The sequence below is a fragment of the Archaeoglobus profundus DSM 5631 genome (assembly GCF_000025285.1).
Taxonomy (GTDB): Archaea; Halobacteriota; Archaeoglobi; order Archaeoglobales; family Archaeoglobaceae; genus Archaeoglobus_B; species Archaeoglobus_B profundus.
The window spans coordinates 655432-681951 of sequence record NC_013741.1; the positions used below are offsets into that span (position 1 = coordinate 655432).

The following is a 26520-nucleotide window of genomic DNA, read 5'->3' on the forward strand; positions in this document are numbered from 1 at the left end:
TCACAACCATTGCGGACTGGAAGCTTCGCTTTTCAAAGCGGAGAGGAAAGCCCGCTTTTTATATTCTTCTCTGCCTTTTCTAGCAATATTAATTGAAGCGTTTAAATCTCTGTCGATTATGATGCCACACTTAGGACAGTGAAACAATCTTTGATCCTTAAAACGCTTATAAACGAAACCGCAGTTAGAACAAGTCTTCGAAGTATTTCTTGGAGAGATTTCGATAACGGGCACGCCTTCAAGTTTTGCTTTATACTTTATCTTCTGGATTAAATCGTGGTAGCTCCAGCGATGTAGTAGTTTCCTTACTCGTTTAGGTTTTCTAGCACCTCTCCTTTTAACACCCCTAAGCTTTTCGAGAACTATACAAGCTTTATACTCCTTTGCCTTTCTAACGATTTCTTTAGATACCACGTGGTTAACGTAGCGGGAGAAACTCCTATGTTTACACCCATATTTATGTTCCTTATTATTAAATTCCTTCATCTGTCTCTTCTGTCTTCTAGCTCTTTCCTTCTCAAGTAATTCCTTATAACGGTTAACGATCTCTCCGTCAAATCTTAGAATTTTCCTACCCCTCTCGTCCGCAACTACTGCGAGGTTGTGGACTCCTAAATCCACACCGAACCACGACTTCGGTTCGTAGACAGGTTTATCCTCTACTTTAACCGTTAAATAAGCGTAAATTTCTCCGTCTTCTTCCTTGAAGTATAAGCGACCAAATTTTCCGTTGACTAACCACTTATAATACTTTTTGGGAACGTAGACTGGAACGTAAACTCTTTTACCGTTTAACGGGATAACGAAACCGTTGTTTTCAAATTTAAAATCAACATTCTTGAAAGAGATCATTAACGTCTTGAATTCTGGTTTTTTGTTAGGATTTAGCTTTAACTCGGTTTTGACTATCTGAATCGCCCAATTCATCGCATCTTGTAAAGAGTTTGAGTACAAATTACGATACTTTTGCCTTAATTCTTTATAAGCTATTTCGTGTAGAGTGCGGTCCGCAATCTTGTGCTTCCACGCTACATCTATCCAGTCGTTAACCGCATCCCTAAAAGTTTCCATCGCTCTCCTCAGAGCTTGAATTTTCCACTTCGTCTTTTCTCTAACTTTCATCTTTAGCGTGAGTTTCATATTACGCTTAATTAACGAAAAGTTTATAAGTCTTATCGTGCAACTACAATTGGAGGGTCGCTCTGACCCGGCCCAATGACACAAACCGAAGGCGATGACTCCGTCGTGAGACGGGGTAAGAGCCGGTTCCCCTATGGGGAACCCTCGCCCCTTCAGGGCGGGGAGGAGGTCAGCAATACAACTCCTCGTTCAGCCAAGGAATTAAAGCCATAGTCACAGCTATCCTCGTCAAATCTATTCTCGAAACCTTTCCCCTCGTTAAATAGTGTATTGCCCCGATCTTTCTGCCGATTTCTTTGATACCCGTAAACTCGCTCATGATCTTACCAACCTCTTCACCCCTCAAAGCTCTCTCAACTACAAACGGTGGAAATTCAAATCCCGGACCAAATCCTATCGAGTACTTTCTTCCGTTGTAGATCACCGCAACTTGAAAGTCCACGTAACCCGTTATCGTCCTCTCAAACTTAAAAAGCCCCGCTTCAACACCGACACTAAAATCGCAATCCCCATAAGCGTTCAAAGCCCTGTTCATAGCGCCCTTTATCACATCATCTCCGATCGGCTGAGCACTTACACCAGAGTCAACATCTTTTGGTACTACCTCTACATCTTCAAAGAACTCCTCAAATGCCCTCCTAACTCCCTCCACCTTTGTGGGATTTGTTGATCCAACTGCAACTTTCATGAAAAGAACTTGTCCAGCGTAACTTCAGCCTTTTCCTTCTTCTTTTTTCTCCTTCTTCTCTTAGCCTTACCCTTAACCACTTCTTCAGCCTTCTCAGGTTTTTCAACCTCTTCAACCTTTACTTCTTTAACTTTTTCAGCTTCTTCTTTGGTCTCCTCAACCTTCTTTTCAAATGCTTTGAATATTTCCTCTTCAACTTCCTCCTCTACAACTCTCTTTATGCCATGCTTCCTTATGAACTCCTTTATCTCTCTTGCCCTCTTATCACCAACAAGTAGAGAAAGCTCCTCCTCGCTAAAATCGTAGAATGCTGAAATCTTTGAAGCTGTTGCTATATCCGCATGTCTCAGCATGTAAACTATGAAAAAGAACATCTCGTTCAGGGCTTTCTTTGAGGACATGTGGGAGTACTTCGCAATCTTCTTAAGGATGTTTCTTACCTTTTCCCTTCTCTCCTTTATTAAGGTAAGCATCTGCCATATATTCGGTCTTTGATACTTCGTAAAACCTCCCTTTGCCCTTTGCTTGGCAAAAGCGACTCCTACAGTCATCAGATAAGTTGCGTATCTCCAGAGCCTGTAAAATCCTCTCCTTCTAACCCTCCCTAAAAACATATCAGCCCTCGAAAGAACGAGGTAAGCTCTCAATAGTTCATCCCCTTCATATTCCAGGGGAAGGTTTTCGTCGATCCACACTATTAAATCTTCTGGCGATTCATCCAAACTCATTGCATCAGTATAGACCGTTCTGTCGAAACGCTTGAATATCTTCTGCATAACTTTAAAAACATCAGTTTCCTGCATTCTTTTAGATACAACAACATCCTCAGCCCTTATCTCTCTTCTGCCTTCAGCAATGGCTTGCAAATCGTTTATTGCCGCTCTCAAATCCCCTCCAGCATTTTGAGCGATCAGTCTTAAGGCGTTCCTATCGGCTTTAATACCCTCACTCGCACATATCCTCTCCAAAACCTTAACGATTTGATCTGTCCTAAGCCTCTTGAACTGTACAAACTCGCACAAATCTCTAAGCTCTTTTGAGAGCTTGTACGGATCGTTTGCAGTCAAAATTATGGGTTGTCTCGGTTTTCGTTTCAGCAACTTTATCAATGCGGATTCCCCTCCAAAATCCTCCTTCTTGCTTATGTTGTCCACTTCATCCAAAAGAATCAGCTTTAACCTACCGCTCTCGCTAGATAGAAATTCTCCCTCACTACTTATCGTCTCGCTGAAGGCAGCTTCACCGACTATCCTCCTTATTATCTGCCAACTCCTCTGATCGCTCGCATTCAACTCCACAACTTCCCAGCCAAAAGTGTTGGCCAAGGCTAAAGCTAAAGACGTCTTACCCACACCGGGAGGACCGCCCAAGAGCAGAGGTTTTTGAGGAATACCCTCCTGCCACCTCTTAGCCCAAGCTATGACCCTTTCAAGTATATCTTTATCAGCAACAACATCTTTGAGCGTTTTAGGTCTGTACTTCTCAACCCACAGCATTAACTCAATTTAAGCTTAAACTTTTAAAGAACTTTGGTTTATAGCGTCATGCTTTTAAATTGTCGCCTTCAACTCTTTGGCTATGAGGAAGAAACTGCTTGATATACTTGCTTGTCCAATATGTAAAGGTGATTTGAAGCTTGAAGTGTTTGATGAGAACGAAGAGGAGGTCATTTCTGGTAAACTCATTTGCACGAAGTGTGGTACGGAATATCCGATAGAGGAAGGAATTCCAAACATGCTTCCTCCAGATTTAAGGTGAGATTATGAAGTACATATTCGTGACTGGAGGAGTGATGAGCGGTTTGGGTAAGGGGATTACATGTGCTTCGATTGGAAGGCTCTTGGTGGACATGGGTTACAGGGTCGTGCCGATAAAGATCGATCCCTACATAAACATCGATGCAGGAACTATGAACCCCTTTCAGCACGGTGAAGTTTACGTTTTGAAGGACGGAACTGAGGTAGATTTGGATTTGGGACACTACGAGCGTTTTATAGGTGTTGAGCTTACCAGTGATCACAACATAACGACAGGTAAAATTTACAGAAACGTCATCGAAAAGGAGAGAAAAGGAGAATATTTGGGTCAGACTGTTCAGATTATTCCTCACGTTACCGACGAGATAAAGTCATGGATAAGAAGAGTTGCAGAAGAAAGTGGAGCAGATGTTTGCTTAGTTGAGATTGGAGGAACTGTAGGTGATATAGAGGGGATGCCGTTTCTTGAGGCCGTAAGGCAGATGAAAAACGAATTGAAGTACGAGGATTTCATGCTTATCCACGTTACCTTAGTTCCACTCGATACCGGAGGAGAGCAAAAGACAAAACCGACACAGCACAGCGTTAAGGAGTTGAGGAGCTTAGGATTGCAACCAGATGCAATTGTAGGGAGATGCGTTGAGAAGCTCAAGCCAGAAACGAAGAGGAAGATCTCTCTGTTCTGCGATGTGCCAGTTGAAGCTGTTATAAGCAATGAGAACGTTGAAGACATTTACGAAGTCCCGCTTAAGTTCAGAGAAGAAAAATTTGATGAATATATAATAAAGAGGCTTAAGCTTGAGAAGAAACCATACAAGAGTGAGTGGGAAGAGATCGTAAAGCGCTTGAAGAGCCTGAAGGAAGAGATTACAATAGCGATCGTTGGTAAGTACACTCACGTCAGGGACTCTTACATAAGCATAGTAGAAGCTTTGAAGCACGGAGGTATCGTTGCTGGATGCAAAGTTAAGATAAACTGGATAGAGAGCGAAGATCTTGAAGGTAAAGAGAACGTTGAAATTGAGGGAGACGGAATATTGGTGCCAGGAGGATTTGGAAGGAGAGGGGCTGAAGGTAAAATAAGAGCCATTCAATATGCGAGAGAGAACAACATACCATTCTTGGGAATCTGCTTCGGATTTCAACTTGCAGTGATTGAGTTTGCTAGAAATGTGATAGGATGGGAAGATGCTAACAGCGGTGAGTTTGCGAAAGAGGGGCACTTGGTTATAGATCTGCTACCAGAACAGAAAAAGGTGAAAGGGCTCGGAGGAACGATGAGATTGGGTGAGATTGAGGTAACAATTGTAAAGGGGACTTTAGCCTACAAGCTTTACGGAAGGGAGAAGGTTTACGAGAGGCACAGACACAGGTACGAGGTCAATCCCGAATACATCGAAGATTTGAAAAGACATGGATTGGTTATATCAGGTTACTCAGATGGAGGTAGAAGGGTTGAAATAATAGAATATCCAAAGAACGACTTCTTCATAGGAACACAGTTCCATCCAGAGTTCAAATCTCGACCCTACAACCCCGCACCAATCTTTGTGGGTTTCGTTAAAGCAGCTCTTGAGAATAAACTAAAAAGTTAACTCATCTCCTCTGAAAACAGGACCCTCTCTACAAACTCTTAAACCGTTTTCCAGAACGCAGGAACCGCACAACCCTATTCCACACCTCATGTACCTTTCAACGGAAAATTCAGCTCTTTTTAGAATCTTTTTCTTATTCAGCAACTCGTAGAGACTTTTAAGCATTATTGGAGGACCACAGCAGTATACCCTTTCAAAGTCATTAAAGTCTACATTTTCCTTAATCAGGAGCTGGATTACGTTACCTCTATATCCATAAGAGCCGTCATCAGTTGAAACGTGAACTTCTTCAAATTCATCGAGAAAAACCAATTCTTCTTTACTCCTTGCACCATAGAAAACTGTAACTTCCGCATTCCTTTCTCTAAGCCAGTGGTAAAGGTATCTGAGGGGAGCAATTCCTATACCACCAGCCACTATGAGCGCTCTCTTGGAATATGAAAAGGGTCTTCCAAATGGACCCCTTATTCCTACAATCTCTCCACCTTTAAAGTTTACAAGAGCTCTCGTTGTTTCTCCAACAGCCTTGACCGTTACAGAGTTAGGTGAAGATAAACTCAAAGGAATCTCCTCATAATCGAAGACGTTGAGCATTACAAACTGACCTGGGTACGATCTGATACTCTTCTCAAACACCAGTGTTGCTATGCTATCGCAATGCCTTACCACCTTCCTCACCCTTAGACAGAACACATTTCCACTATGTTTTGCGCATTTGTAACTTTCGCAAAATTGCGAAAAAGGTTAAATTGGTAGATCCAATTGACACAGTATGAAAATCGGTGTTGTTCTTTGCACTTGTGGTGGTACACTCAACATAGACTTCAACGATGTCAAGAGCTACGTTGAAAAGTTTGTCGACAGGGTTGAAATCGTCGATTTCCTCTGTAAAAATTCAAATCTTGATGGTTTTAAGGGATTTGATGGAATAGTCTTCGCTTGCTGTAGTGATAGATCTTCGCTGACTTTTAACGAGGATAGAATGCATGAAACTGCTAGAAAGCTGGGAATAAAGTTCTGGGAGAATGCAAACATAAGAGAGCAGTGCGCTTGGATTCACGATAGTGTAGAAGCTACGAACAAAGCCAAAGATTTAATTGCTATGGCTGTTGAAAAGCTGAAGCTAAGCGGGGAGTATTTGCAATTCAAACCACTCAAGAAGGTTCTGGTTATAGGTGGGGGAGTCGCGGGAATAAGTTGTGCGAAGAGCCTCTCGGATTTGGGTGTTGATGTAACTCTAGTTGAGGAGAAACCTTATTTAGGCGGTATGGCTTGTCAGATACCTCTTCTCTGGCAAAGCGAGGGATTTGCATCCGTCTGTACATCGGAATGCGTTATACCCGTTTTGAATAGGGAGATTTTGAGAAGCAATGTCAGTATTTTCACAAGTTCGAGAGTGTTAGATGTCGAGAAGGTTGATGGAAACTTCAGAGTTAAGATAGAGAAGGCTCCACAGTACATCGATCCAGATAAGTGTGTCTCTTGTGGTAAATGTAGTGAGGTTTGTCCGATAGAGGTTCCAAATCCCTTCGATTTTGGAATGACAAAGAGGAAGGCGATTGACAAGGATTTCAGATTGGCAATGCCAGATACATACAACATAGTTGAGGGTTGCAATAGATGTGGGGAATGTGTGAAAGTATGTCCGACGAATGCAATAAATCTCGATGCAAAAGCGGAAATAGTTGAAGATGAGTTCGGTGCAATAGTTATTGCAACGGGACTCGATGCGAACAAGGATGTGCTCAAAAAGTTCAGGTACGATCATCCAAAGGTAATAACGTTGATGGAATTTGAGAGGATAATGGCAAACAACTTCTTTGGAGACATTCCTATGAGCGTAGTTTTCGTGCTTTGCCAGAAAGATGAAGTCGGTTACTGCTCAAGGCTCTGTTGTCCAATAACGGTAAAGCTTGCGAGTAGATTGGCTATGACTAGACCCGAAACGGAGATTACAGTTATCTACAAGAGTTTAAGAACTTACGGCAGAGCTTTTGAGGCTTTCAGAAGGTTGGCCGAAAGTAGAGGCGTTGAATTTGTTAGGGCTGATATTGAGGGTATCGACGTTGGAGAAGATTGCTTAATTGTAAAGACCTCCGAGGGTGAGTTTGAAGCAGATTACGTTGTCTTGGCTGAACCTTTGATACCTTCAAGCGTAATGCTAATGAAAAAACTCGGCTTAAAGCTTGATGACTTCGGCTTCCCCTTAGAGTTCCAGCCACGTGTCATAAATCCTTCCGAGAGTTACGTTGATAGGATTTTCGTTGTAGGTTGCGCCAAGGGATTTAGGGATGTACAGGAGAGCATTGAATCTGGAAGAGCTGTAGCTGTTAAAGTCTTCGAAGCTTTAAAGGGGAAGGAGATGAAGTATTACTCAATAACGGACATAGAAAAATGTTCAAAGTGCGGTTTGTGTTATGCTGTATGCCCACACAACGCCATAGAGTTTGATGAAGTTTTCAAGATTGATCCAGCGTTCTGTAAGGGCTGCGGTCTTTGCTATGCCACGTGTCCGAGTAGAGCAATTAAGCTTGTGAATTTGGAGGATGAGCAGATTCTAAGAATGGCTGATGTTGCGTTCAAAAATCATGAGGGTGCAAGGGTTTTGGCATTTCTGTGCTATTGGTGCAGTTATGCAGCTGGAGACTTAATGGGCTACTACGGTTTAAAGCTTCCACCTTACAGAAGTGTCAGAGTTAGATGTTCTGCCTCAATCAATCCAGATGCCATAGCTAGGATACTTCTCGAGGATAAGGCAGATCACATCATAATTGCAGGCTGTCCTCCCAAGAACTGCCACCACATCTGGGGTAACTATATCGAAGACAGAAGGATAAAGCTGCTTAAGAAGTTTCTAAAGGAACATGGACTCGAAGATAGAGTAAGATTCGAGTACATAGGAGTTGCAATGTGGAATAAATTGGCAAAAATCATAAAAAGTGTTTATTCAGAAGTGGAGGAATCTAAATCCAAATAAACCGTAGCAAAGGAAGTCCAAGCCAAAAGCTAAGAGTAGCAGTCCCAGAACAAAGACCACTGTCCTATAAACTTTTTCTGCTCTTCCGCTGAATGAAGTGGCGTGAGCTAAAGCTGTAAGCCAGACGAAATCCAGCCAGACATGGGCTGCGTAAAAGGGAATTAGGCTGATAAACCCCCAATTGGCTATAGCTTCGAGTATTAGAGGACTTCCTATCCCGACCCACCAAAGGATGAAGAAGGGGTTTAAGGCTGTTAGCGTTACGCCTACGAGGAAGGGATAGCCCTCGAACTTCGACGATCTCTGAACATCGGCAAAGGCATCTTTCATGGTCATGTAACCGAAGTATATCATGAAAATTCCACCTACCAAGCTTGAAATCCTTATGAAGATAGGATCCTTAAACAGAATGTAAAGTCCAAGAGCTATGACTATTACAAGGGGAAACTCCACAGCTAAATGGCCTAAAGCTATTTTAAAGCCACCTCTCCATCCATGCTTCGCGCCAACTGCAAGAGTTGCCGTTGTTAGAGGGCCAGGTGCCAAGGCTCCGGATGAGCTTATCAGCGTTACTTTGATTAGGAAGGGAAGCATGACCAAAGGCGGAAAACATATTTAAAAAACTTGCAGTTCGATTTTCGTGAAGGCAATCTGGGATTTGCTAAGGCTTGAGCACGGAATAATGTACGGAATTGCGGTCATAATAGGAATAATAGTTTCTTCTGGAACTTTAGAGTTTGATAAAGCGATTTTGGGATTCTTGACTGCGGTATTCTGCCAAGCATCTTCATTCGCTTTGAACGACTATTTGGATTACGAAGTGGATTTGAAAAACAAGAGAATAGATAGGCCTTTGGTAAGGGGCGATTTGAAGAGAGAGCACGCTCTTATCTTGGCTGTAGCTTTGGCGCCGTTTGGATTCATTTCAGCTTATCTGATATCTTTTCAAGCGTTTCTCTTTGCCTTGGCAATTACCATTCTAGGCTACATCTACGATTTAAAGCTTAAAGAGTTGGGAGTTGTCGGAAATGTTTACATAGCCTTCACAATGAGCGCCCCTTTCCTCTTTGGAGGTATAATAGCTGGAGGTGTGAACGTTCAAGTTGTAGTTCTTTCTCTTTTAGCTTTTCTGTCTGGACTTGGAAGAGAGATAATGAAGGGGATTGAGGATGTGGAAGGTGACGCTTTGAGAGACGTTAAGAGTGTTGCAAGGGTTAAAGGCGTTAATTTTGCTTACAAGCTCTCAGCTATTCTAATAACCTTGGCTGTCCTTCTAAGCCCCTTACCTCTAATCCACTACGGGTTTAATCTCCTTTACATAGTACCTGTTGCAGTTGCAGACGTAATATTCCTAAGGACTGTAAAGAGTCTCATAAGAAAGGACAAAGACATAAGAAGGTTGAGAAAAGAGACACTTTTGGCAATGCTCTTTGGACTGCTGGGATTTCTGTTAGGGGCTATTTAAGAAGGGGTATTTCTTTCTAACTTCGTCGACGTATTTGATGTTAATATCCACTTCATCGTAGGCTTCACAATCTCCCAACTCCTTTAAAACATTGCCAAGAGGATCCACAACCATTGAATACCCACCGCAGTGATCGTTAACGCAGTTCACACCTACTACAAATACCTGATTCTCTATTGCTCTCGCTCTCAGCAATACCTTCCAATGCTCTATTCTCTCAGATGGAAACTGAGCTATGACGAATAGGATTTTTGCTCCCTTATTAACGAGTTTCCTTGCAATCTCTGGAAATCTCAACTCATAGCAGATCATTATACCAAACAAGCCAAAAGGTGTTTCTATCGGCTTAACAACTTTCCCAGCCTTGAATATTTTATGTTCATTCAGCAACGGAAACAGCTTCGTTTTTCTGTGTCTTCCCAAAATCTTACCTCTGTGAATAACCAAGGCTGTGTTGTAACCTTTTTCAGGGATTCCAGCAATTATTACTGCTTTAGTTTCCTTTGAAGCTTCAATGAGAAACTTCGGGTCACTCTTACTTATGTTCTCCAAGTTGTATCCCGTATTAAAAAGCTCGGGAAAGACAACTACATCCGCCTTACTCTTCCTCAGCAGATCCAAAGCCTTTCTAACGTTCTTGTCCATATTCTCAAGCCTTAACTGAGCCAATCCTATACGCATACAGACCACCCAGAACTTCAAAAGTAGCGACGTATAAGATTATGGCCAGCAAATTCGGATAAAGGTAACCAACAACCGAACTGCTTAAGAAGAGCGCTAGGCCATAGAAGGCGTTAAAGATGCCGTAAGCAGTACTTCTTTTTGAAACTCCAACGTAATCTGCAACAACTGCTCTCATTACTGCTTCATGCATAGCCATAGCCATACCAAAGAAGATTAGAGCTAAGGGATTAAAGAAACTGAATGCAGAAAGGATTGTCAAAGCTGGGATTAATATCAGAGATTTCAGCTTTACGACATCGTAAACCTTACCGATTATGGGAGCAAAGACAGCATCAACGACCATTGCAAAGGCGTAAAGTACTGGAATTGTTGAAGGGCTAATGAATTTCGAATAGTGATAAGCCAAAAGGGGAAAGTTCACAAATCCCAGTCCAGATAGCAAGACGAATACGAGATATTTTTTGAATAGTGTTGGATTGTGTCTGCTTTCAGACTCAACACTCTCAGGGTTGGGCAATTTAATTCTCAAAAATATTAGGAGAGAGATCAGAGCTATGAAGGGAATAAACATCGATTTGAAAGCTGTTTCGTACCCGTATATCAGCAGTAACGAAAATGTCAGCGGCCCCAAAACAGCTCCGAACTGATCCAAGGCCTCGTGGATTCCAAATCCCAAACCCCTCCCCACCTTTTTCGTAACGAAAGATAGGATTGTATCCCTAGCTGGAGTTCTCAAACCTTTTCCAATCCTTTCGATTAGAATGAGAATAGATGCAAGCATCCAGCTCTTTGCAAACCCCAATAAAGGGATTGCTATTATGAGGAAGTATCCTGCTATCGTTAGAGTCCAGTAATCTCTTATCCTATCGCTCACATACCCAGATAATATTCTCAAGCTGTAAGCTAGGAATTCTCCTAAACCTATTATAACACCGAATACAAAGGGATCAACGCCAAGATGATTGAAGAAGGGGCCGTATACGCTTCTAGCCCCCTCATATATAAAATCCCCTAAGAGGCTGATTAAACCGAAGAGAATGATTACACGAAGCATTTGCAAGAGCTATCTAACGGTTTAATAAAGCTTTTTCAAGCATACAGCTTCTGTTTATCTTCAAAGACCTTTCTCAGGAACCACACTTCGAGCTTAATACACCTCACAGCTTCACAATCTCTCTCAAGACAACCAAAACAGGGCGGTAGAGCAGAAACCTCTTCAATTCTTTCCAAAATCTCTCTTAAGCTCAACTCCTCCTCCTTTTCCTCCTCAACCTCAGCTTCGGCTGGAACTATTTTAAACGTCTTTACACCGTTTACTACTACCTCAACCCTTTTTATCAATCCCTCCTTTTCAAGCTTTCTTAGAATTCTTGAACACTTACTGCTATCTATGTTCAACTCTTTCCAAAGGTCTTTCTGGAGGATCTCTCCCCTTTCCCGCAATATTTTGAGAATCTCCTCTCTCGTATCCATGTCGATCACTTCAAAGTTTTTTCCAGAAGGAAATTAACAATCAAACTCTATCAAGGGGCTGGATTATAACTATATTGTTCCCCCTTAAAACTATCGTTCCCAAATTCCTTATCTTTTCACCGTTCTTGCACTCCATTGCATTCGTTAGACAGAGGTTCATGTAGTCATCTACTCCTTCAAGTACTCCGACCAGCTCGTTCTCCTCGCCCTTCATCTCTACTCTGATCATCTTACCTACCAGCGATCTGACCATCTGGTTCGGAAGCATCACTTATCACCTTCTTTCTGTCTATACTTTATAAAATACTTTAAGGTTGCGGTGTTACGGCAATCCGTATATATACCTTACTCTCCCTAACTTTTGACATGATACTCGTAACTGGAGGTGCCGGATTCATAGGGAGTCACGTTGTAGACAGGTTGATAGATAACGGTTACGACGTCGTTGTTGTAGACAACTTATCCTCTGGAAACCCCAATTACGTTAACGAAAATGCTACATTTTACAAACTCGATTTGAACGACTTCGACAAGCTTATGGAGGTCTTCAGGAAGCATAAGATAGAGGAAGTTTGGCACATTGCAGCGAATCCAGATGTTAGAGTTGGAAGTGAGAATCCAGATGAGATTTACAGGAATAACGTCTCCGCAACTTACGTACTCCTTGAAGTTATGCGCAAAAACAACGTTAAAAGATTGGTGTTTACTTCAACATCTACAGTTTACGGCGAAGCAAAGGTAATTCCGACACCAGAGGATTATCCAACGATTCCAATATCAATCTACGGTGCCTCAAAAGTAGCTTGTGAGGCTATGATTGCCTCTTACTGTCATACGTTTGACATGAAGGCTTGGATTTACAGGTTCGCAAATGTTATCGGTAAGAGAAGCAACCACGGTGTAATTTATGATTTTATAATGAAGCTAAAGAAAAATCCAAACGAGCTTGAGATTTTGGGTAACGGAGAGCAGAACAAGTCTTACATCTACATATCCGACTGTGTAGATGCAATGTTCTTCGGCTTAAAGGCTGACGATTGGGTGAATATATTCAACATCGGTAGTGAGGATCAGATCAAGGTTAAGAGGATTGCCGAGATAGTTTGCGAGGAGATGGGATTAAATCCCAAGTTCAGGTTTACTGGCGGAGATAGGGGTTGGAAAGGTGACGTGCCTGTGATGCTACTTTCCATCGAGAAGTTAAAGTCGATGGGTTGGAAACCAAGATACAACTCGGAGCAGGCTGTTAGGATGGCGGTTAAAGATTTACTTGAGGATTTACTTTGATGTCGTGATAATAATAACAATTAAGATTATATTTTGAGCTTGAAAACATTATTTAAACTAAAACAACAATTTTAAATACTTTGTTGTGCTACTTTCTTAAGGTATCTGCCATGAGGGATAAACGTTCGCGCCATGAGATTATCGTAGAAATCTTGGAAGTTGCAGTTGGTGGAGCAAATGTGACGAAAATTGTCTATAGCGCAAATATAAACTTTAAGATGGCGCAAGATTACCTATCCTACTTGATAAAGTACGGGTTTATCGAAATTTTGGCGAAAAATGGTAAAAAAGTTTACAGAACAACTGATAAGGGTAAAACTTTCATAAGAAAATACAAGGAACTCGAAGATCTGCACTATTAAATGTAAGGTTGTTCGAGTAGTTCGACTAATTAATTAAGATTCACACATTTTAAATATTTCTTAGCTTAAGAACTGACTCATGAAAAAGCTAACTCCTGACGATATTTTACTTGAATGTTTAAACGGATTCAAAGTGTGTAAAGAACGGAGAGACCGCAAGATCGTAATAAAAATCATAAATTTTCTAATTGAATTTGGCTTTGTAAAAGAGAATGCAGGCGAGTTTATAACTACCGTAAGTGGTCGTGAGCTACTGAACCTACCTACTGATTAAAGCTAATGACCGTGAAACCTTAGGGAATTTACTGATTGATATTTCTAATTTTATATTCATAATTTATTAATATTTAGTGCAAATAGATACAATTGTCGGCAAGAGCCGACTATGAGGTGGTAGAATTGAAAAAGTTGCCGTTAGGCATATTAGGGGCGATGGTAGCCTTGAGCCTAATAATAGGCGCAAGTGCTACCTTTAGTGACTACAACGCAAGCAGAAGCGTGCACTGGAACATAACAACAGACGACACCGAACTGATAGACCTATGCCCAATACAACCCTACGCATACATAGACACAGCTACGGGAGAACTCGTTCTCGACTTCTCACCGAACAACCCTAACTACCCAGGTTACGGTGATGGAATAAGCCCGGCATCTGAGTATAACTTCGACGAGGTATTCAATGTAAGTAACCATCTTTGGGAAGACACGGCGATAGTAGTCAGAATAACATCAAGTGATACACATGTCGAGTTCTACAGTGCAGACGGTGGAGTATACGCTGTAGCAGATGGAACTTTAGCAACCGCTTCAGACAGTGCAAGAGATGACGTCTGCTTTGTTCTCCAGCCGGGACAGAGTAAAAAGATTGGAGTTGACTTGAGTGCAGACGGTGACAGCCCCAGAGACGTTTGGAATGAGAAGATGACGATAAAGGCGTACAGGCTTGGAACCGAGCCTGCGGAGCTTGTTGGAAAATGCGGTCAGTAAGGTGGTGATGTAAATGAAAAAGTTGGCGGGTATATTGCTTCTGATAGTCGGTCTGTCTCTGGCAGTTGGTGTCGGAGCAAATTTCAGGTACTATCAGGCAGATAGAACAATAACAGTGAATATAACGTCAGACGATAACGAGCTAATCGATCTAGATCCCGTACAGCCCTACGCTTATCTAAATAACGGTAAGCTTACGATTGAAATCAGTCCGAATAATCCGAACTATCCAGGATATGGAGACGGTATGAGCCACAATACGACGTATGTCTTTGAAGAGATGTTTAACGTAAGTAACGACCTTTGGGAGAACGAGAATCAGAACTTCCCGATATGTGTACAGATATCTGTTCCACAGAACAGCAGTGTTAAAGTATTTGCAGGAAACTACAATGATGACGGAACAGCTACAATTGCAAATCCGGGAACCCAGATTCAGTTTACCGTTGAACATGGACAGCCAGTTTCAGTTGGATTCATATTCGACAACACCTGCGAAGAATTAGGCACACATTCGGTAAACATGGACATTCAGGCTTGGGCGGGTGCCTGTGAGTAAGCAGGCATCCAACCTTAATTTTTACTAGTTTTTCTGGTGATTGGCAGTGGAGAGAGCTACGACATTAGTACTTGTGGTTCTTTCGATCTTTGCAATAGGTTTCAACGCACCAGCTTTTTCGACTCTTGTTGAGGACATCGTAAACGGTGTTACCCTGACATCCGACTCTGTCTATGCAACTACTTCAAATGGAAACCTTACAATAGATATAAGTGTTAACAACCCTAACTATCCCGGCTACGGCGACGGATTAAGTTCTGGATCGGTTTATCGCTTTGATGATGTGATAGTATTGGAGAACAATGTTTCAAGAACGGGAGAAAGTGTGGTGTGTGTTAATATACAGTCCAACGATGACAGCCTGAAGTTCTACACGGATAGCATTGCTCCATCGGAGTCTATCAATTTGACATTAGGAGAAAACGAAAGTAAATCCGTCGGAATTGAAATCAATTCTTCTACTTCCGGCTTGGGATTGGTGAAAGGTAGCTACACTATTTACGTTTACAGCGGTGAGTGTCAATGAAGATTGGAGATGTGCTAACTCTGTTTGCAGTGGTATTTCTGCTTACATCCGTAGTGGGTTTCATCCTCGACAGACCCATTCTACTGTCGTATGTCACTTCCGACAGTATGACTCCTACGCTCAATAAAGGAGATATCTTTCTGATAAATCCACTTTCGAAAGGAAAGCCCGGAGATATAGCAGTATTCAAGATGAACGGTCACTGGACAGTTCATAGGATATATGCGGAAACATCAGATGGATTCATAACTAAAGGTGACAACAATGTTGCTACTGATCAGCAGGGTGGTAGAAACGGCGTAGTTAAAAAGGAAGATGTAGTTGGAACAGTCATTACCGTCTTTGGTACACCTTTGAAGGTGCCCTACGTCGGCAGTTACTTGCAGGACTTCTCAAAATCTACGAAGAATCTGTACATTGCCATACTGGTGATTGTACTTGGTTCGATACTCTTAACGAGTGGCAGGGAAGGTGCACGAAAGAGAAAGAAAAGAGTTCTCAAGCTCAAGTATAAGACTCTGTACACGATAATTTCGACAATAACAATGGCCGTATTTCTAATCTCGATTGTTGCAACTTGGGGAACTATCGGTTTCAACTACGCATCGACACTCGCTGGTGGTCAAAAGGAGGGCTGGTATCTACCAAATACTGAGTTTGACAGACCTCTTACCTTGAAAAGCAAGACTATCTATCCAATGCTGTATATTCTTTCTCCTAGGGGTGAGAGAATAACGATAGATAAATCCCAATGTATCCTAATGGGAAAGGAAAAAGAAAGTTTGATAGTTCACGTTAAAGTCCCATCAGACACAAAGATATACTATGAGCAGATTGACGTTTACTCCTATCCACTAATGCTTCCACCTGCCACGATTAAGAGCATGTGGAATTTCAGCCCGTATCTACCACTGATGGCGTTTACATCCGAGATGGCTTTGCTACTGACTGTAGTGTACTTTGTTACGGGATCGGGAGATGAGGATGTAATTAGGTTAAGGTTGAGAAAGAGGAGGTATCTATGAGAAGGTTAATTTGCGGTTTGATCATCATCGTCAGCCTGACAATGCTGTTAGGCTCAAGCGGGAATTTGAGGGAATTTTATGGAGGTAGAAATGTGATCGTAAACATATCTTGTAACAACAGCTCGTACGTTGCTTTCACTTGTCCAGAAATAACATTCCACTTACAAAACGGTGACAATACTGATGTTATTATGCTAACGAACAATATAGGGAAAGACGCCGACTTCTATCTATACTCCACCAACAACATGCTAGTATTTTCAAATCCTATACACCTCGTAAATAGAGAGACGAAATGGATAAGTGCCACGTACAACGGTGGATACGGTGATCACATAATACCGCTGAGAATACATGCAGAGTGGGACGGTGGTTCGGCAGATATCGATGCCTGTAACGTGCATGTAGTAAGCTATCCAGTTGAAATTAAGAAGGTGCTTTTGAGCGGAAGTTTGAATGTAAAAACACACACCTTGGAGTATTGGACATTCAGAATAACACTGAAGAATTACGGATGTGGAGATTACTTTACAGTTAAAGACACAATTCCAGCGGAATTCAACGTTTCGAGTGTGAATCCTTCTAATGGTACGTATACAATATGTGAGCACAACTGTGGTAAGATGAGTTCGACAAAGTTGAATTGGTACGTTTACGTTGGAAGTGGAGAAGAGGAATACATGGATGTAACAGTCTACACTAGACTAAATCCGGCAGGAAAACAGGAATTTACGAGTCCCGGAGATTACAACTTAAACGATGGCGCTGAGATAGTTGGTTTGGGCATTAAGAGTGATAGCCTCGTTGTGCACGCCTACGACTGAGGGAAAGATATAAATAAGAAATGGGATAAGGGTATGAGGAACTACCTATCGTGGTGTTTAAATGAAAAAACATGATTTGATTAAAAATGTCTTGGTTAAAAACAATGTCTTTATCCTACTGCTTACATTTGTAGCGGTCTTCGGAATACTGACGGTGCTTGCATGGTCTACGCCTACAGAGGCAAAGTTCAGAGAAATCGTAAAAGTTTATGAGAGCAGGGGATCTCTTAAGCACGAAGCCCATCTTGTTAACAACACGCTTTACGGTGAAAGATTATCAAGTCGGTATTATCCCGAAAATCTTGTTGGAGACATACACTTAATTTACACCTTCTCATCCGATTATCAGGATGGAGAATACGAGTTTTCAGGAGATATCGTATACAAAACCAAGGTTGGAAATGACGAGTACGTCATGTGGACTGACAGACTGTTCGACGAAAACGGAAAGTTGAACGGAGGAAGCTTCGAGGTTAAGAAGGTTTTGAATATATCGGAACTAAATGCGAGGATATCATCTGTTTCTAGAGAATTAAGTATTAGGAGGCTCGATACGGACATTACGTTTACGTGTTTTGTAAAGCTTGGCAACAAGACGTTTAAACATGAAATTACCATGATCAGAGATCCTACTGGTCTCATATACTTCAAGAATGTTGATAAAGATGAGAAGTCCCCTATATATGCTGACAGAACGGTTAAAAGCTCTTTGAACATCCTTGGGCTTAAAATCGATACTGGACTTGCAAGAATGGCCTTTTCATTACCGTTGATAGTTCTAATCCCTCCCTTTGCTTATTCCTCCTACCTGAGGATAGTAAACAGACCTAAAAAGGTTAAAGGTCTAGATAAGTTTGTCGTAGATGGAGAAATAGCCAATATCAATGGATCGATCATACTTAAGAGCGAAGATGACCTAAAGAAAGTCTTTGAATTCGTTGATAAGCCAATAATAAAACATGGTAACGAATACATCATAGTCGATAACGGTATTGCGTACAGGTATCGTAAAGATCAGTAGTCAAAATTGGCGGGGAGTGGCGGTAGTAAGCCCCCTTCTGTTTCTCGGCGGCATTGGTCTAAGCGGGCTAAGCCCTTGCACCGGCGGGGACGGCCGTTTCATCCCGCTTGGGTGACCTCAGCCTTTCGGCCTCCTTGCATTTCCCCAAGCGGGTATCGTTTCTGTGCCGTTGCCGTGCCTCTCGGCACACCCCCTTGCGGGGGTCCGCCTTTTAGCGGTGGGGGGACTTTCCTCCTTTCGGACAGCCGCCCACCGCCACTCCCCAATATATGGTGTATCAAAGGTAGTATATTTACCTTTCCCTTACACGAACTTTACACCCTCAAACTCTATTGAAGGGGTGATTGTATTCTCTATTTGCCTGATATCCTTTCCAAAAGCCGTTATATTCTTCAGTAAGTCGTAAACGTTGCCGTAAATCATGGCCCTAACTGGCCTACCGTCTAGGAAAGCATTCATAGTTTCCAAGCTGAATTCTCCACTTACAGGATTTGAAGTGTGAGCCCCTATTAACGAGTGAACGTACACACCCTCCAACTCCTTTTCAACTTCATCGAACTCCAGTATCACGTTGGTGGGTGACGTTGTTGGATATAGATCATCACCCCTAAATCCGTTACCAGTAGGCTCAACTTTTGCAATTAAGGAATGTCTGAAGTCGGTTATGTACGATTTAAGCACACCCCCATCGAATATTACCTTCTCTCTAACACCAACACCTTCATCGTCAAAAGGAGCTGTGCATAGACCGTATGATAGCGTACCATCGTCAATGACGCTCAGCCTACCCAAGTAGTTCTTACCAATCTCAGTCAAGGGGCTTCTGCCTTTAAGAACATTTTCGAGCGATATGGCAGGGTATAGCGTAAATTCCAAGAGCTGGTGGACAGCAATCGGAGAAAGCACGAGATTGTAAACACCCTCTATTTTCTCAGGATTTTTGGATTCAACTGCAAGCTCTGCTGACTTCCTACCGACAAATTCGAAATCTACTAGACCTCTGCTTTCATCAATTTCAAAACCACTTGAGCCATCACAAACGCATTCGAGGTATGCCTGACAGTATGTCGATTTGTACTCTAAGTCGGCGCCAAAAGAGTTTTTAAGCTTAACAGTTTCGATCGAAAGCTCTATCATGCCGTTAGAAGGATTAACATCGTAGTTCAGTGCAGAATTAACCATAGAATCTACGAACTCCTTTATTTCATCGGGAGTAGCTCTCTCAATTTCTTTATCATATATCCCCTCAACACTCACGTACTCTCCTTCTGGAAACATCTCCAATTTCTCCTCCGAAATTTTAGCGATCTTTCTAGCTTTCTCAATGAGATCTTCCGTGAAGTAATTCGCAGTAACAAATCCTACTCTTCCGTTCTCTATTACCCTCACTCCAACTTTCCTATCTCTCCATTCCTCTAAGACCTTGAGCTTCCCCTTCTCAACCTTCGCACACCTTGAAATTCCTTCAATTTCGAAAATCTCCCACTCCATACGCTCACCTCACGTAATAAACCGTATGATTGAAGTAACAGACAGTTCCCATCGGTTTTCTAAATATTAAGAATTCCAAAACTTTTGCAGGGTTCAGGCTTTCGTAGCTGTACGATGTCCAACTTCTTAAGCAGAGTTCTCTCTTCTCCAAATACTTTATTTTGCTTTCAGCCTTCATTGCGTTGGTTTGATTCATTATTACCACTTCGCAACCGTAAGATTCTATCATTCTCTCGAAGTTGTCGATGTTTGGGAAGTAGTACGTTTTAAAGTCTTTCAAGTAGCAAGGGAGAGGCCAATAGTCGCCGGGAGACATGAACACACAAACTTTTGAGACATTCATAGCCTTTAACTCCTCTCTAAACTCCTTAACCTCCATGCTCGTTGGTAGGTAGAGTGCGGGCTCCGCTGGATTTGTAGGATTTACTATGTTAAGGTGAATGCAGGAGTACAGTAGGAGTACAGTTGCTAGCACAATTAATACTATTCTCTCCCTCCTTTTCTTCATTTCAGCAAGACAAATTCCTGCAATAATGTATAGAGGCAGTTCCATGTGAACGACAAGCCAAGGAACCTTCTCCTGAACATACGAGTAGAATACCATGCTAGTAACGAACCAGTATATTAAGAATGCCCTAAAATCGTTCTTTTTCCTGTAAATCCAATTTGCAATAGCATAAACTCCGAGAACGAACACAGGAAGGTCGTAAAGCAATAATAGTGGAATGTAATACCACCAAGGCCCACCTATCCTTGCTATTTCATGCTGATACTTCCAGTACTCCAAAGCCCTAACAACTGGAAACTCGCTGAAGTTTGTGAAAGGAGTTGTGTATGTGTAGAAGTTGGTATAGAGAGCGGAATACACCAGAAGAAAAACTCCGACAGCAACCACAACATCTCTAATTTTAAACTTCTTTATGTCGAAAACAAAGTAAAGGAGTAGGAAAAGAGAAATTGGATAGAAATTTTCCTTAGAACATGCGAATAATGCTAAAGAAGCTGAAGCTAATGCAAGCTGGTACCACTTTCTCTCTCTAAGATAGCTAAAGATGAAGTAGACGAATGCAAGCGTAAAAAATAGAATTTGGCTCTCGTTTCTGAAAAATCTCGAGTAGTTAACAATTATCGGAGATATCGCAACCAGCAGAGCCGAATAATCCGCTCCTTTCCCTATGAACTTTTCAAATTTGAAGAGAAGCAGAACCGTCAAAACTCCGAATATCGCCGGAATTAATCTATACGTAAACTCATTTTTACCTAAAACACTAACCACACCAGCCGTAAGGTAAAAGAGAAGGGGACCGTGGAATGCGGGATCGTACTTGTACGTCCAGCTTAAGACATTGTCAACAAAGACGGTGTGAACACTCTCATCGAAGAAAAGGGGTGCTTTACCTAAATCGTAAAACCTCAGAAATACAGCCAAAATTACAATGGCAATCCTTATCCACTTTCGCATGCCGTGAGTAGTTCATCTGAAGAAATACTTTACTCGTAACCAGCAATCTTGTAGTAACCGTAACGCGGGCAGTACAGTTCTCCCTTCTGTTTGAGTTTTTCGAGAACTTCTATAGCCTTATCCTTAGGAACCTTCGAGTTCTCCGCCCTTTCAAGTATCTCCTCCTCTGGAGCGCCCCAAGGTGTCGAGCTTTCGAGCTCCTTCACTATGTTCTTAATAATGGCAATCCTATCCCTCTGAACAGCGGAAACTCCGCTTATTGCGTAATCTATATCCAGCTTGCCCGTTTCTGGATCGATTGCAATCTGCTTTATGCTCTCCTCAAATATCCTTATCGCTCTCTCCGCATCCTCAACAGTTGCAACGTTACTCAGCCTTATCTTGGCCGAAGCTTCGGTTAACCTTCTCAAAGCTTCAAGTTGTCTTGCGGTAATTGCGATAGCTCCTTGCTCCTTGCTTCTCATTCTCAGATCGATGTAGTAGTCGATTATCTTCTGCTCCGCCTCTGGTGTGAGAACTATATCCTTTATCTCATTCCTCGCAAAGAGTATGTACTTCTTGAAGAGTTCGGGATCAATCTTCGGCTTTTTGGATTCCGTATCGCTTGTAAGTATCGTCTTGGCTATTTCCTTGTCCCTAACTTCATCAGGCTCATCTAAAACGACGAATATTAGGTCGAATCTTGAAAGGAGTGGAGGATCGAGGTCTATCTGATCTACTATAGGTTCGTGCTTGTCGAACCTTCCCCTCTTCGGATTTGCACAAGCCAGTATCGAACATCTCGTGTTTAGTGTTGCGTTTATTCCCGCCTTAGCTACCGTAATCGTGTTATGTAAAATTAAACCGTGTGATACGAAGAGGTGGTATGGTTCAACCGTTATGTCGTAGACCCACTTTGAATCTCTGTTTTCAATAATTTCCACTTTCCTAACTTTAAGAAATCTTATGTTTCCTTCAATGTATCCTTTGACTATCTCGACTTTCCTTTTTAAATCTTCGAGTCTCTCTTTTGCGAACTCTAAAAGCGGTGTGGGGTCTTTCTTCAGTCTGTACCTCAGTGTTGAGTATTTTACACCAAGTTTTTTCGCCACTTCGGTTAATCTTACAACCCTCTTGGCGGATTCGATCTTTTTATTGATGTTTTCCGAATTCAGTCCATCCTCGACAGCCTTTATAACCTCTTCGACAATCTTTAACCTGTCTTTTAAGGTTTTTCTGTGTGCGTTGAAATTTCTCGAAATGTTGTTTGTAAGGTAACCGTCATTTAATCTCAAAGCGTTTAAAACATCCCTTAGAATTTCAGTAATTTCCTTAGGTAAGATGTCTCTATCGTTTCTGCGATTCTTAGAGCGTTCAAGTATCTGTAGTATTCTGCAATATCTCGGATCGTCCTTAACAATCTCAGAAAATTTCAAAATGCTGTCGTAACCTGAGATGACTACCTTGTAACATCCTTTCCATTCGTAGATATAAGAGTTTATACCTATCGAAAGTAGAAGATCGTGAAGGTCTTCAGCCATCGCCTTGGATGTCGTTGTCAATCCAACCCTGTATTTGTCAACGAAACCGTCACCCTTAAAGAAACCATTTATAAACGCTTCCTTGATGTCCTTACTTCCACCCATCACAACGTAAGGTATCCTTTTCTCTTTGGCTTTGGCAAATATCTCTGGACAGAGATTTCTAAGTCTGTTGTAGAAGTTCTTTGAGTTTATCCTAACTATTGACAAAGGTAACTTGCAGTTAGTGTAATTTTTCGTTTCTTTGAATTTCAAATTGAGTTTACCAGCAATTCTTTTGAATTCCTCTACATAATTCTTGCAAGTGTTTGTAAACCCAACTTCGTAAACTTTGTCATACGTGTAGCCGTCGGAAAGGATGTATCCTAAGAGCTTCGCCAAATCCTTGGATATTACGTTCTTAGTCAGAGTTTCATACCACCTTATTGCCGGGACTAAACAACCCTCCTTAACTTTTTCAGCGGGAACTTCAACTATATTCCCATCTTTCCAAACGAGCACGGGATGCTCGGGTGTTACGGTTACGCTCCTACCGTTACTAAACGTTATCCTCACAAACTTCTTCGGTGCTATGTGTCTACTCACCCTGTCCGCTTTAGTTATTACGATTTTCTTAGTGTTCAAATCGTATCCTAAGACGAAAACGTCATCAACTGGCAAAATTTCGGTGTCCTTTCCTACAATAACTTTATCTCTGTTCGATTCTATTAGACTGTCCACAAACTCTCCTATCCTTACCTTTCTTCCATCCGCAAGCAATATTTCGGTATCCTTGTGATAACTCTGTTGCTCGAGGCTTTCGAGCATATACCTCCTGTCCTTTTTGTCCATCTTCTCCACTTCATCGATTAAAGCTATACCCCTATCTGCCAAAACCAAAGCTCCAGCTTCGAGGGTCCATCTTCCATCATCTGCCTTAACTGCCGTGACCGTATTGTGAACGACTATACCGTTGGCTATGAAACTGTGCGTATTCTCAACAGTTAAATCGTAAACGAAGTCAAATGGAGAATTTATTATCTCTAAATTCTTTATCTTCTCCCATAAAACATCCGAATTTGCTAAGAATTCGAGTAACCTTATCCTTTCATCTCCGTTGCATGAATTTTTCAGTATTTCAACGATCTCCCTCAACTTATATCTCGAAACGTTTTTTCTCTTCGAATTGAACCCTCTAATGTTGATTCCATACTTCTTTATGATCTCATCTATAACTTTTCCCACTCCTGGAATTACATCCAAGTTCGGGTTTGATTTCTTGTATCTCCTCAGCTCTAAAAGTTTCTGCAACTTCCTATTTTTCTCAGGATTTTCGAATCCGATGTATTTTGCAAACTTTTCAATATTTTCACCGTAAATTATCAAGGAATACCTATCGTGTCTACTAACGACATCTTTTCCGTTAATTACATTGGTTTTACCTTTTACGTCCCTTTTTCTAAGGTGTGCAACTATTCCGAATCTGAGAAGGGCTAACTGTAGCTTTTTGGCTAAATTCTTGCTTGTCGTGTCTAACTCTACTATCGAAGAACCTTTTCTTCTTATAACTACACATCCATCGCAGTCAAACAATCCCCTTATGAATCCAGCTAAGATTTCATTAGGCAATGACAGTAGAATTGGTGTCATGTCGAGCTTTGATGACTTCGGTGAGGGCGGAATACCAAGTTTCCTTAGCAGATGAGCTACGATTTTTGAGCTGAATTCAACCGTTGGAACCTTATTCTTACGAGCTACATCTTTAGCCTCTATGCCGAAAATATCTCGAAGAAGCTCCTTAAACCTTCTTCTAAGCTCGTCACAGCTATTAGTAAACCTTATAACGAATCTGTCGAAGTTGCCAACGATACATCCATCTCCTGCAATCAATCCTGCAAGATATGCAAGTCTTTCATCCACATAAATTGGTATCTTTATTCTTCTTCCAGCCCTTAGAGACACTTCACTTACTTCTTTTGCAACATCCACCCAGCTAACTCCTGTAATTTCAACGAGTTTTCTGAGATGTTTCATTTTGATGTTTCCTCTTGCGTTGTCTTTAACCCAGTTGTGAATCAAGCTGTTTTCGTAAGTTCCGATCATCTTGGATAACTCTTTTTTGGATATTCCAAGCTTGGACGTTGCAACATCGACGAGCTTCTTAACGATTCCCTTTACACCATAAATTATCAAGTTGTCGAGGTCTGAAAGTAGTTCAAGCGTAGTAACAACTTTACCCCTATGCTTCAATCTCCTTACGGTAGCAACGTAATCTTGCTTAGTTAAGTCCTTTGCGGGTTTCCAAGATACCTTACCATCTTCTAAAACCATAACTTTCGTTTCTGGCGTTACTATCAGTTCTTTACCAGTTTGAGTTGTTATTCTAACCAACTTTACAGGTGATTTAAGTCTCCAAACCTTCTCAACAGCCTTCTCGGAAATTTTTGCATCGTTAAGAGTTAGCACACTAACTCCCTTAACTTCGGAATACTCCGCAATTTCGTTGTACTTCACTGATGATTTCATATTCTCTTCTACGAACTTTTCAATTTCCAATGCACAACTGTCAGTGAATACGATCGAGTCTGGTGCTACACACAATCCAGCACCAGTTGAAGCATAACCCGTTGCCAAAATAGCTCTTGGAGCCACCTGCTTTACAGCCCTCAGAATCTGAGATTTTGAAGTTGCAGGGTCACCGACGAGTAGTATGTGAATATCTCCCCTCTGCTTCGTTCCGTCAGGATTAATCCTCGTTATTCCACCGAAGAGCTGAAGAACTATAGCTTCCTTAATAACGTCGTAGCCTTTAATCGAAGGGGCTATCGACTGAACAAGGAGATCGTAAATGTCCTTTCTCTTTGCAAGTTTTCGAATCTCCTCCTTATCCTTTTCCGTGATCTGAATGTTCCTAACATCCTGATCTATGAATTCAATTGAGTTAGCTTCTAAATAGACGTCAAGCTCTGCTTTGAACTTCTTACCACCTTTTATCCTCAGTATTCCGTTGATTATGACCTTATCTCCCGGCAGAACCTTACCAGCCAGATCGTCGTATAGATAAACATCCAAGAGCTTCGGAGGTTCTGAGCTTTCCAAATTTTCTGGTAAATCCTGAATCTGAATCTTCTGAATGTCCGTAAGCTCACTTCTGTCCACGTTGAGAATTAGATTTCTTTCCCCACATCGCTCGCACTTGAAAGGTCTCTGTACAAATCCGCCATCAACTTCAACGTGATAATCCTTTCCACAACTCGGACATTCAAAAACGGCATACTTCAAAACTGGTTTTGGCTCGTAAACCTTTCTAACAATTCCCTCAACAGAAACGAACTTGTTTATGAACATGTGGTTGAGATTTTTTATTAGCATTCTCTTTGGCAGATTTACGAATCTGACGTTAAAATCTCTGATATCCACATCGTACATTCTGCATATATCCCTTACAGCCGATTTTATCAGATTTATAACGGTATCTGGCTTCTTTTCAAGCTCATCTTCAAGGCTTCTCGAATAGAGAAAATTTCTTAGTCTATTTTTAACGTCTATCTCAATTGAAGGCTTAACGTGACCATTCTCCCCGTATTTAGCTACCAATTCTTTTATCTTATCCTCACAATAATTTTCGATGAACTCCCTCCAAACATCGATCATTGTAAAGTGAGATTAGCATCCCAAGATTTAAGCTTAATTGG

Annotated in this window: 24 protein-coding genes and 1 other RNA gene; 12 read left to right on the forward strand and 13 right to left on the reverse strand. The window is 41.6% G+C overall.

What is annotated here, in order from left to right:
- The 3 genes from ARCPR_RS03820 to ARCPR_RS03830 form a co-directional block, all read right to left on the reverse strand.
- Window positions 1-1140: an RNA-guided endonuclease InsQ/TnpB family protein gene (locus ARCPR_RS03820; RefSeq protein ID WP_012940167.1), complete on the reverse strand. Its 1140-nt coding sequence runs from the start codon at window positions 1138-1140 to the stop codon at window positions 1-3.
- 169 nt (window positions 1141-1309) lie between these two features.
- Entirely contained in the window at window positions 1310-1828 is a 519-nt protein-coding gene (gene yjjX, locus ARCPR_RS03825; RefSeq protein WP_012940168.1) for an inosine/xanthosine triphosphatase, read from the reverse strand.
- Window positions 1825-3324 (reverse strand): replication factor C large subunit, encoded by a 1500-nt coding sequence (locus ARCPR_RS03830; RefSeq protein ID WP_012940169.1) that lies wholly within the window; start codon window positions 3322-3324, stop codon window positions 1825-1827. The genes yjjX and ARCPR_RS03830 overlap by 4 nt, the downstream gene beginning before the upstream one ends.
- Window positions 3325-3406: 82 nt before the next feature.
- On the opposite strand from ARCPR_RS03830, the gene ARCPR_RS03835 reads away from it, so the two are divergent.
- On the forward strand, window positions 3407-3586 hold the full coding sequence (locus tag ARCPR_RS03835; protein WP_012940170.1) for a methytransferase partner Trm112: 180 nt from the start codon (window positions 3407-3409) through the stop codon (window positions 3584-3586).
- A gap of 4 nt (window positions 3587-3590) precedes the next feature.
- Window positions 3591-5180: a glutamine hydrolyzing CTP synthase gene (pyrG, locus tag ARCPR_RS03840; RefSeq protein WP_012940171.1), complete on the forward strand. Its 1590-nt coding sequence runs from the start codon at window positions 3591-3593 to the stop codon at window positions 5178-5180.
- Here the strand turns inward: pyrG and ARCPR_RS03845 are convergent.
- Entirely contained in the window at window positions 5169-5873 is a 705-nt protein-coding gene (locus ARCPR_RS03845; protein WP_052294184.1) for a dihydroorotate dehydrogenase electron transfer subunit, read from the reverse strand. The genes pyrG and ARCPR_RS03845 overlap by 12 nt on opposite strands.
- A gap of 79 nt (window positions 5874-5952) precedes the next feature.
- On the opposite strand from ARCPR_RS03845, the gene ARCPR_RS03850 reads away from it, so the two are divergent.
- Entirely contained in the window at window positions 5953-8157 is a 2205-nt protein-coding gene (locus ARCPR_RS03850; RefSeq protein WP_012940173.1) for a hydrogenase iron-sulfur subunit, read from the forward strand.
- On the opposite strand, the gene ARCPR_RS03855 is transcribed toward ARCPR_RS03850, so the two are convergent.
- Window positions 8128-8751 (reverse strand): LysE family transporter, encoded by a 624-nt coding sequence (locus ARCPR_RS03855; protein ID WP_012940174.1) that lies wholly within the window; start codon window positions 8749-8751, stop codon window positions 8128-8130. The genes ARCPR_RS03850 and ARCPR_RS03855 overlap by 30 nt on opposite strands.
- 46 nt (window positions 8752-8797) lie before the next feature.
- On the opposite strand from ARCPR_RS03855, the gene ARCPR_RS03860 reads away from it, so the two are divergent.
- Complete coding sequence (locus tag ARCPR_RS03860; RefSeq protein WP_012940175.1) at window positions 8798-9622, forward strand: UbiA family prenyltransferase; 825 nt, start codon at window positions 8798-8800, stop codon at window positions 9620-9622.
- On the opposite strand, the gene ARCPR_RS03865 is transcribed toward ARCPR_RS03860, so the two are convergent.
- Genes ARCPR_RS03865 through ARCPR_RS03880 form a run of 4 tightly spaced genes read right to left on the reverse strand, consistent with a single transcriptional unit; the run spans window position 9608 to window position 12047 of the window.
- Window positions 9608-10303, reverse strand: coding sequence for a nitrilase-related carbon-nitrogen hydrolase (locus ARCPR_RS03865; protein ID WP_012940176.1), 696 nt, complete (start codon window positions 10301-10303; stop codon window positions 9608-9610). The two genes, ARCPR_RS03860 and ARCPR_RS03865, sit on opposite strands and share 15 nt — an antisense overlap.
- Window positions 10272-11360 (reverse strand): MFS transporter, encoded by a 1089-nt coding sequence (locus tag ARCPR_RS03870; protein WP_012940177.1) that lies wholly within the window; start codon window positions 11358-11360, stop codon window positions 10272-10274. The genes ARCPR_RS03865 and ARCPR_RS03870 overlap by 32 nt, the downstream gene beginning before the upstream one ends.
- Window positions 11361-11395: 35 nt before the next feature.
- Window positions 11396-11779 (reverse strand): helix-turn-helix transcriptional regulator, encoded by a 384-nt coding sequence (locus ARCPR_RS03875; protein WP_012940178.1) that lies wholly within the window; start codon window positions 11777-11779, stop codon window positions 11396-11398.
- Window positions 11780-11819: 40 nt separating this feature from the next.
- Window positions 11820-12047, reverse strand: coding sequence for an LSM domain-containing protein (locus ARCPR_RS03880; protein WP_012940179.1), 228 nt, complete (start codon window positions 12045-12047; stop codon window positions 11820-11822).
- A 98-nt stretch (window positions 12048-12145) separates the two neighbouring features.
- Here ARCPR_RS03880 and ARCPR_RS03885 point away from each other — a divergent pair, with 98 nt between their 5' ends.
- From ARCPR_RS03885 to ARCPR_RS03925, 8 genes are all read left to right on the forward strand, one after another.
- The gene (locus ARCPR_RS03885; RefSeq protein WP_012940180.1) at window positions 12146-13066 is read left to right on the forward strand and encodes an NAD-dependent epimerase/dehydratase family protein; all 921 of its coding nucleotides are present in this window, start codon (window positions 12146-12148) and stop codon (window positions 13064-13066) included.
- Between the two features lie 110 nt (window positions 13067-13176).
- Complete coding sequence (locus tag ARCPR_RS03890; protein WP_012940181.1) at window positions 13177-13428, forward strand: winged helix-turn-helix domain-containing protein; 252 nt, start codon at window positions 13177-13179, stop codon at window positions 13426-13428.
- Window positions 13429-13827: 399 nt separating this feature from the next.
- Complete coding sequence (locus ARCPR_RS03900) at window positions 13828-14418, forward strand: DUF1102 domain-containing protein (protein ID WP_012940183.1); 591 nt, start codon at window positions 13828-13830, stop codon at window positions 14416-14418.
- A gap of 13 nt (window positions 14419-14431) precedes the next feature.
- The gene (locus tag ARCPR_RS03905; protein WP_012940184.1) at window positions 14432-14977 is read left to right on the forward strand and encodes a DUF1102 domain-containing protein; all 546 of its coding nucleotides are present in this window, start codon (window positions 14432-14434) and stop codon (window positions 14975-14977) included.
- 46 nt (window positions 14978-15023) lie between these two features.
- Window positions 15024-15503, forward strand: coding sequence for a DUF1102 domain-containing protein (locus ARCPR_RS09325; protein ID WP_012940185.1), 480 nt, complete (start codon window positions 15024-15026; stop codon window positions 15501-15503).
- Window positions 15500-16528: a signal peptidase I gene (locus ARCPR_RS03915; RefSeq protein WP_012940186.1), complete on the forward strand. Its 1029-nt coding sequence runs from the start codon at window positions 15500-15502 to the stop codon at window positions 16526-16528. Before ARCPR_RS09325 ends, ARCPR_RS03915 begins: the two co-directional genes overlap by 4 nt.
- Window positions 16525-17352, forward strand: coding sequence for a hypothetical protein (locus ARCPR_RS09330; RefSeq protein ID WP_012940187.1), 828 nt, complete (start codon window positions 16525-16527; stop codon window positions 17350-17352). The genes ARCPR_RS03915 and ARCPR_RS09330 overlap by 4 nt, the downstream gene beginning before the upstream one ends.
- Before the next feature lie 61 nt (window positions 17353-17413).
- A complete protein-coding gene (locus ARCPR_RS03925; protein WP_012940188.1) occupies window positions 17414-18373 on the forward strand; it encodes a hypothetical protein in 960 nt (319 codons plus the stop codon).
- A gap of 14 nt (window positions 18374-18387) precedes the next feature.
- Here the strand turns inward: ARCPR_RS03925 and rnpB are convergent.
- From rnpB to ARCPR_RS09335, 4 genes are all read right to left on the reverse strand, one after another.
- Window positions 18388-18634: RNase P RNA component (gene rnpB, locus ARCPR_RS09450), an RNA gene on the reverse strand.
- 42 nt (window positions 18635-18676) lie between these two features.
- Window positions 18677-19864, reverse strand: a complete 1188-nt coding sequence (locus tag ARCPR_RS03930; RefSeq protein ID WP_012940189.1) for a TldD/PmbA family protein — start codon at window positions 19862-19864, stop codon at window positions 18677-18679.
- A gap of 4 nt (window positions 19865-19868) precedes the next feature.
- Window positions 19869-21326 carry a flippase activity-associated protein Agl23 gene (locus tag ARCPR_RS03935; protein WP_012940190.1) on the reverse strand — a complete coding sequence of 486 codons (1458 nt, stop codon included), beginning with the start codon at window positions 21324-21326 and terminating at the stop codon, window positions 19869-19871.
- 29 nt (window positions 21327-21355) lie between these two features.
- Window positions 21356-26479, reverse strand: coding sequence for an LAGLIDADG family homing endonuclease (locus ARCPR_RS09335; RefSeq protein WP_012940191.1), 5124 nt, complete (start codon window positions 26477-26479; stop codon window positions 21356-21358).
- Between the last annotated feature and the right edge of the window lie 41 nt (window positions 26480-26520).

Excerpts from the sequence above, each read along its gene's own strand:
- ARCPR_RS03875 (WP_012940178.1), bottom strand. The coding sequence starts at position 11,779 with ATGGATACGAGAGAGGAGATTCTCAAAATATTGCGGGAAAGGGGAGAG.
- ARCPR_RS03830 (WP_012940169.1), bottom strand. The coding sequence starts at position 3,324 with ATGCTGTGGGTTGAGAAGTACAGACCTAAAACGCTCAAAGATGTTGTT.
- ARCPR_RS03835 (WP_012940170.1), top strand. The coding sequence starts at position 3,407 with ATGAGGAAGAAACTGCTTGATATACTTGCTTGTCCAATATGTAAAGGT.
- ARCPR_RS03935 (WP_012940190.1), bottom strand. The coding sequence starts at position 21,326 with ATGCGAAAGTGGATAAGGATTGCCATTGTAATTTTGGCTGTATTTCTG.
- ARCPR_RS03915 (WP_012940186.1), top strand. The coding sequence starts at position 15,500 with ATGAAGATTGGAGATGTGCTAACTCTGTTTGCAGTGGTATTTCTGCTT.
- ARCPR_RS03870 (WP_012940177.1), bottom strand. The coding sequence starts at position 11,360 with ATGCTTCGTGTAATCATTCTCTTCGGTTTAATCAGCCTCTTAGGGGAT.
- ARCPR_RS03855 (WP_012940174.1), bottom strand. The coding sequence starts at position 8,751 with ATGCTTCCCTTCCTAATCAAAGTAACGCTGATAAGCTCATCCGGAGCC.
- ARCPR_RS03880 (WP_012940179.1), bottom strand. The coding sequence starts at position 12,047 with ATGCTTCCGAACCAGATGGTCAGATCGCTGGTAGGTAAGATGATCAGA.
- ARCPR_RS03905 (WP_012940184.1), top strand. The coding sequence starts at position 14,432 with ATGAAAAAGTTGGCGGGTATATTGCTTCTGATAGTCGGTCTGTCTCTG.
- ARCPR_RS03820 (WP_012940167.1), bottom strand. The coding sequence starts at position 1,140 with ATGAAACTCACGCTAAAGATGAAAGTTAGAGAAAAGACGAAGTGGAAA.
- ARCPR_RS03850 (WP_012940173.1), top strand. The coding sequence starts at position 5,953 with ATGAAAATCGGTGTTGTTCTTTGCACTTGTGGTGGTACACTCAACATA.
- ARCPR_RS03885 (WP_012940180.1), top strand. The coding sequence starts at position 12,146 with ATGATACTCGTAACTGGAGGTGCCGGATTCATAGGGAGTCACGTTGTA.
- ARCPR_RS03930 (WP_012940189.1), bottom strand. The coding sequence starts at position 19,864 with ATGGAGTGGGAGATTTTCGAAATTGAAGGAATTTCAAGGTGTGCGAAG.
- ARCPR_RS03925 (WP_012940188.1), top strand. The coding sequence starts at position 17,414 with ATGAAAAAACATGATTTGATTAAAAATGTCTTGGTTAAAAACAATGTC.
- ARCPR_RS09335 (WP_012940191.1), bottom strand. The coding sequence starts at position 26,479 with ATGATCGATGTTTGGAGGGAGTTCATCGAAAATTATTGTGAGGATAAG.
- pyrG (WP_012940171.1), top strand. The coding sequence starts at position 3,591 with ATGAAGTACATATTCGTGACTGGAGGAGTGATGAGCGGTTTGGGTAAG.
- yjjX (WP_012940168.1), bottom strand. The coding sequence starts at position 1,828 with ATGAAAGTTGCAGTTGGATCAACAAATCCCACAAAGGTGGAGGGAGTT.
- ARCPR_RS03890 (WP_012940181.1), top strand. The coding sequence starts at position 13,177 with ATGAGGGATAAACGTTCGCGCCATGAGATTATCGTAGAAATCTTGGAA.
- ARCPR_RS09330 (WP_012940187.1), top strand. The coding sequence starts at position 16,525 with ATGAGAAGGTTAATTTGCGGTTTGATCATCATCGTCAGCCTGACAATG.
- ARCPR_RS03865 (WP_012940176.1), bottom strand. The coding sequence starts at position 10,303 with ATGCGTATAGGATTGGCTCAGTTAAGGCTTGAGAATATGGACAAGAAC.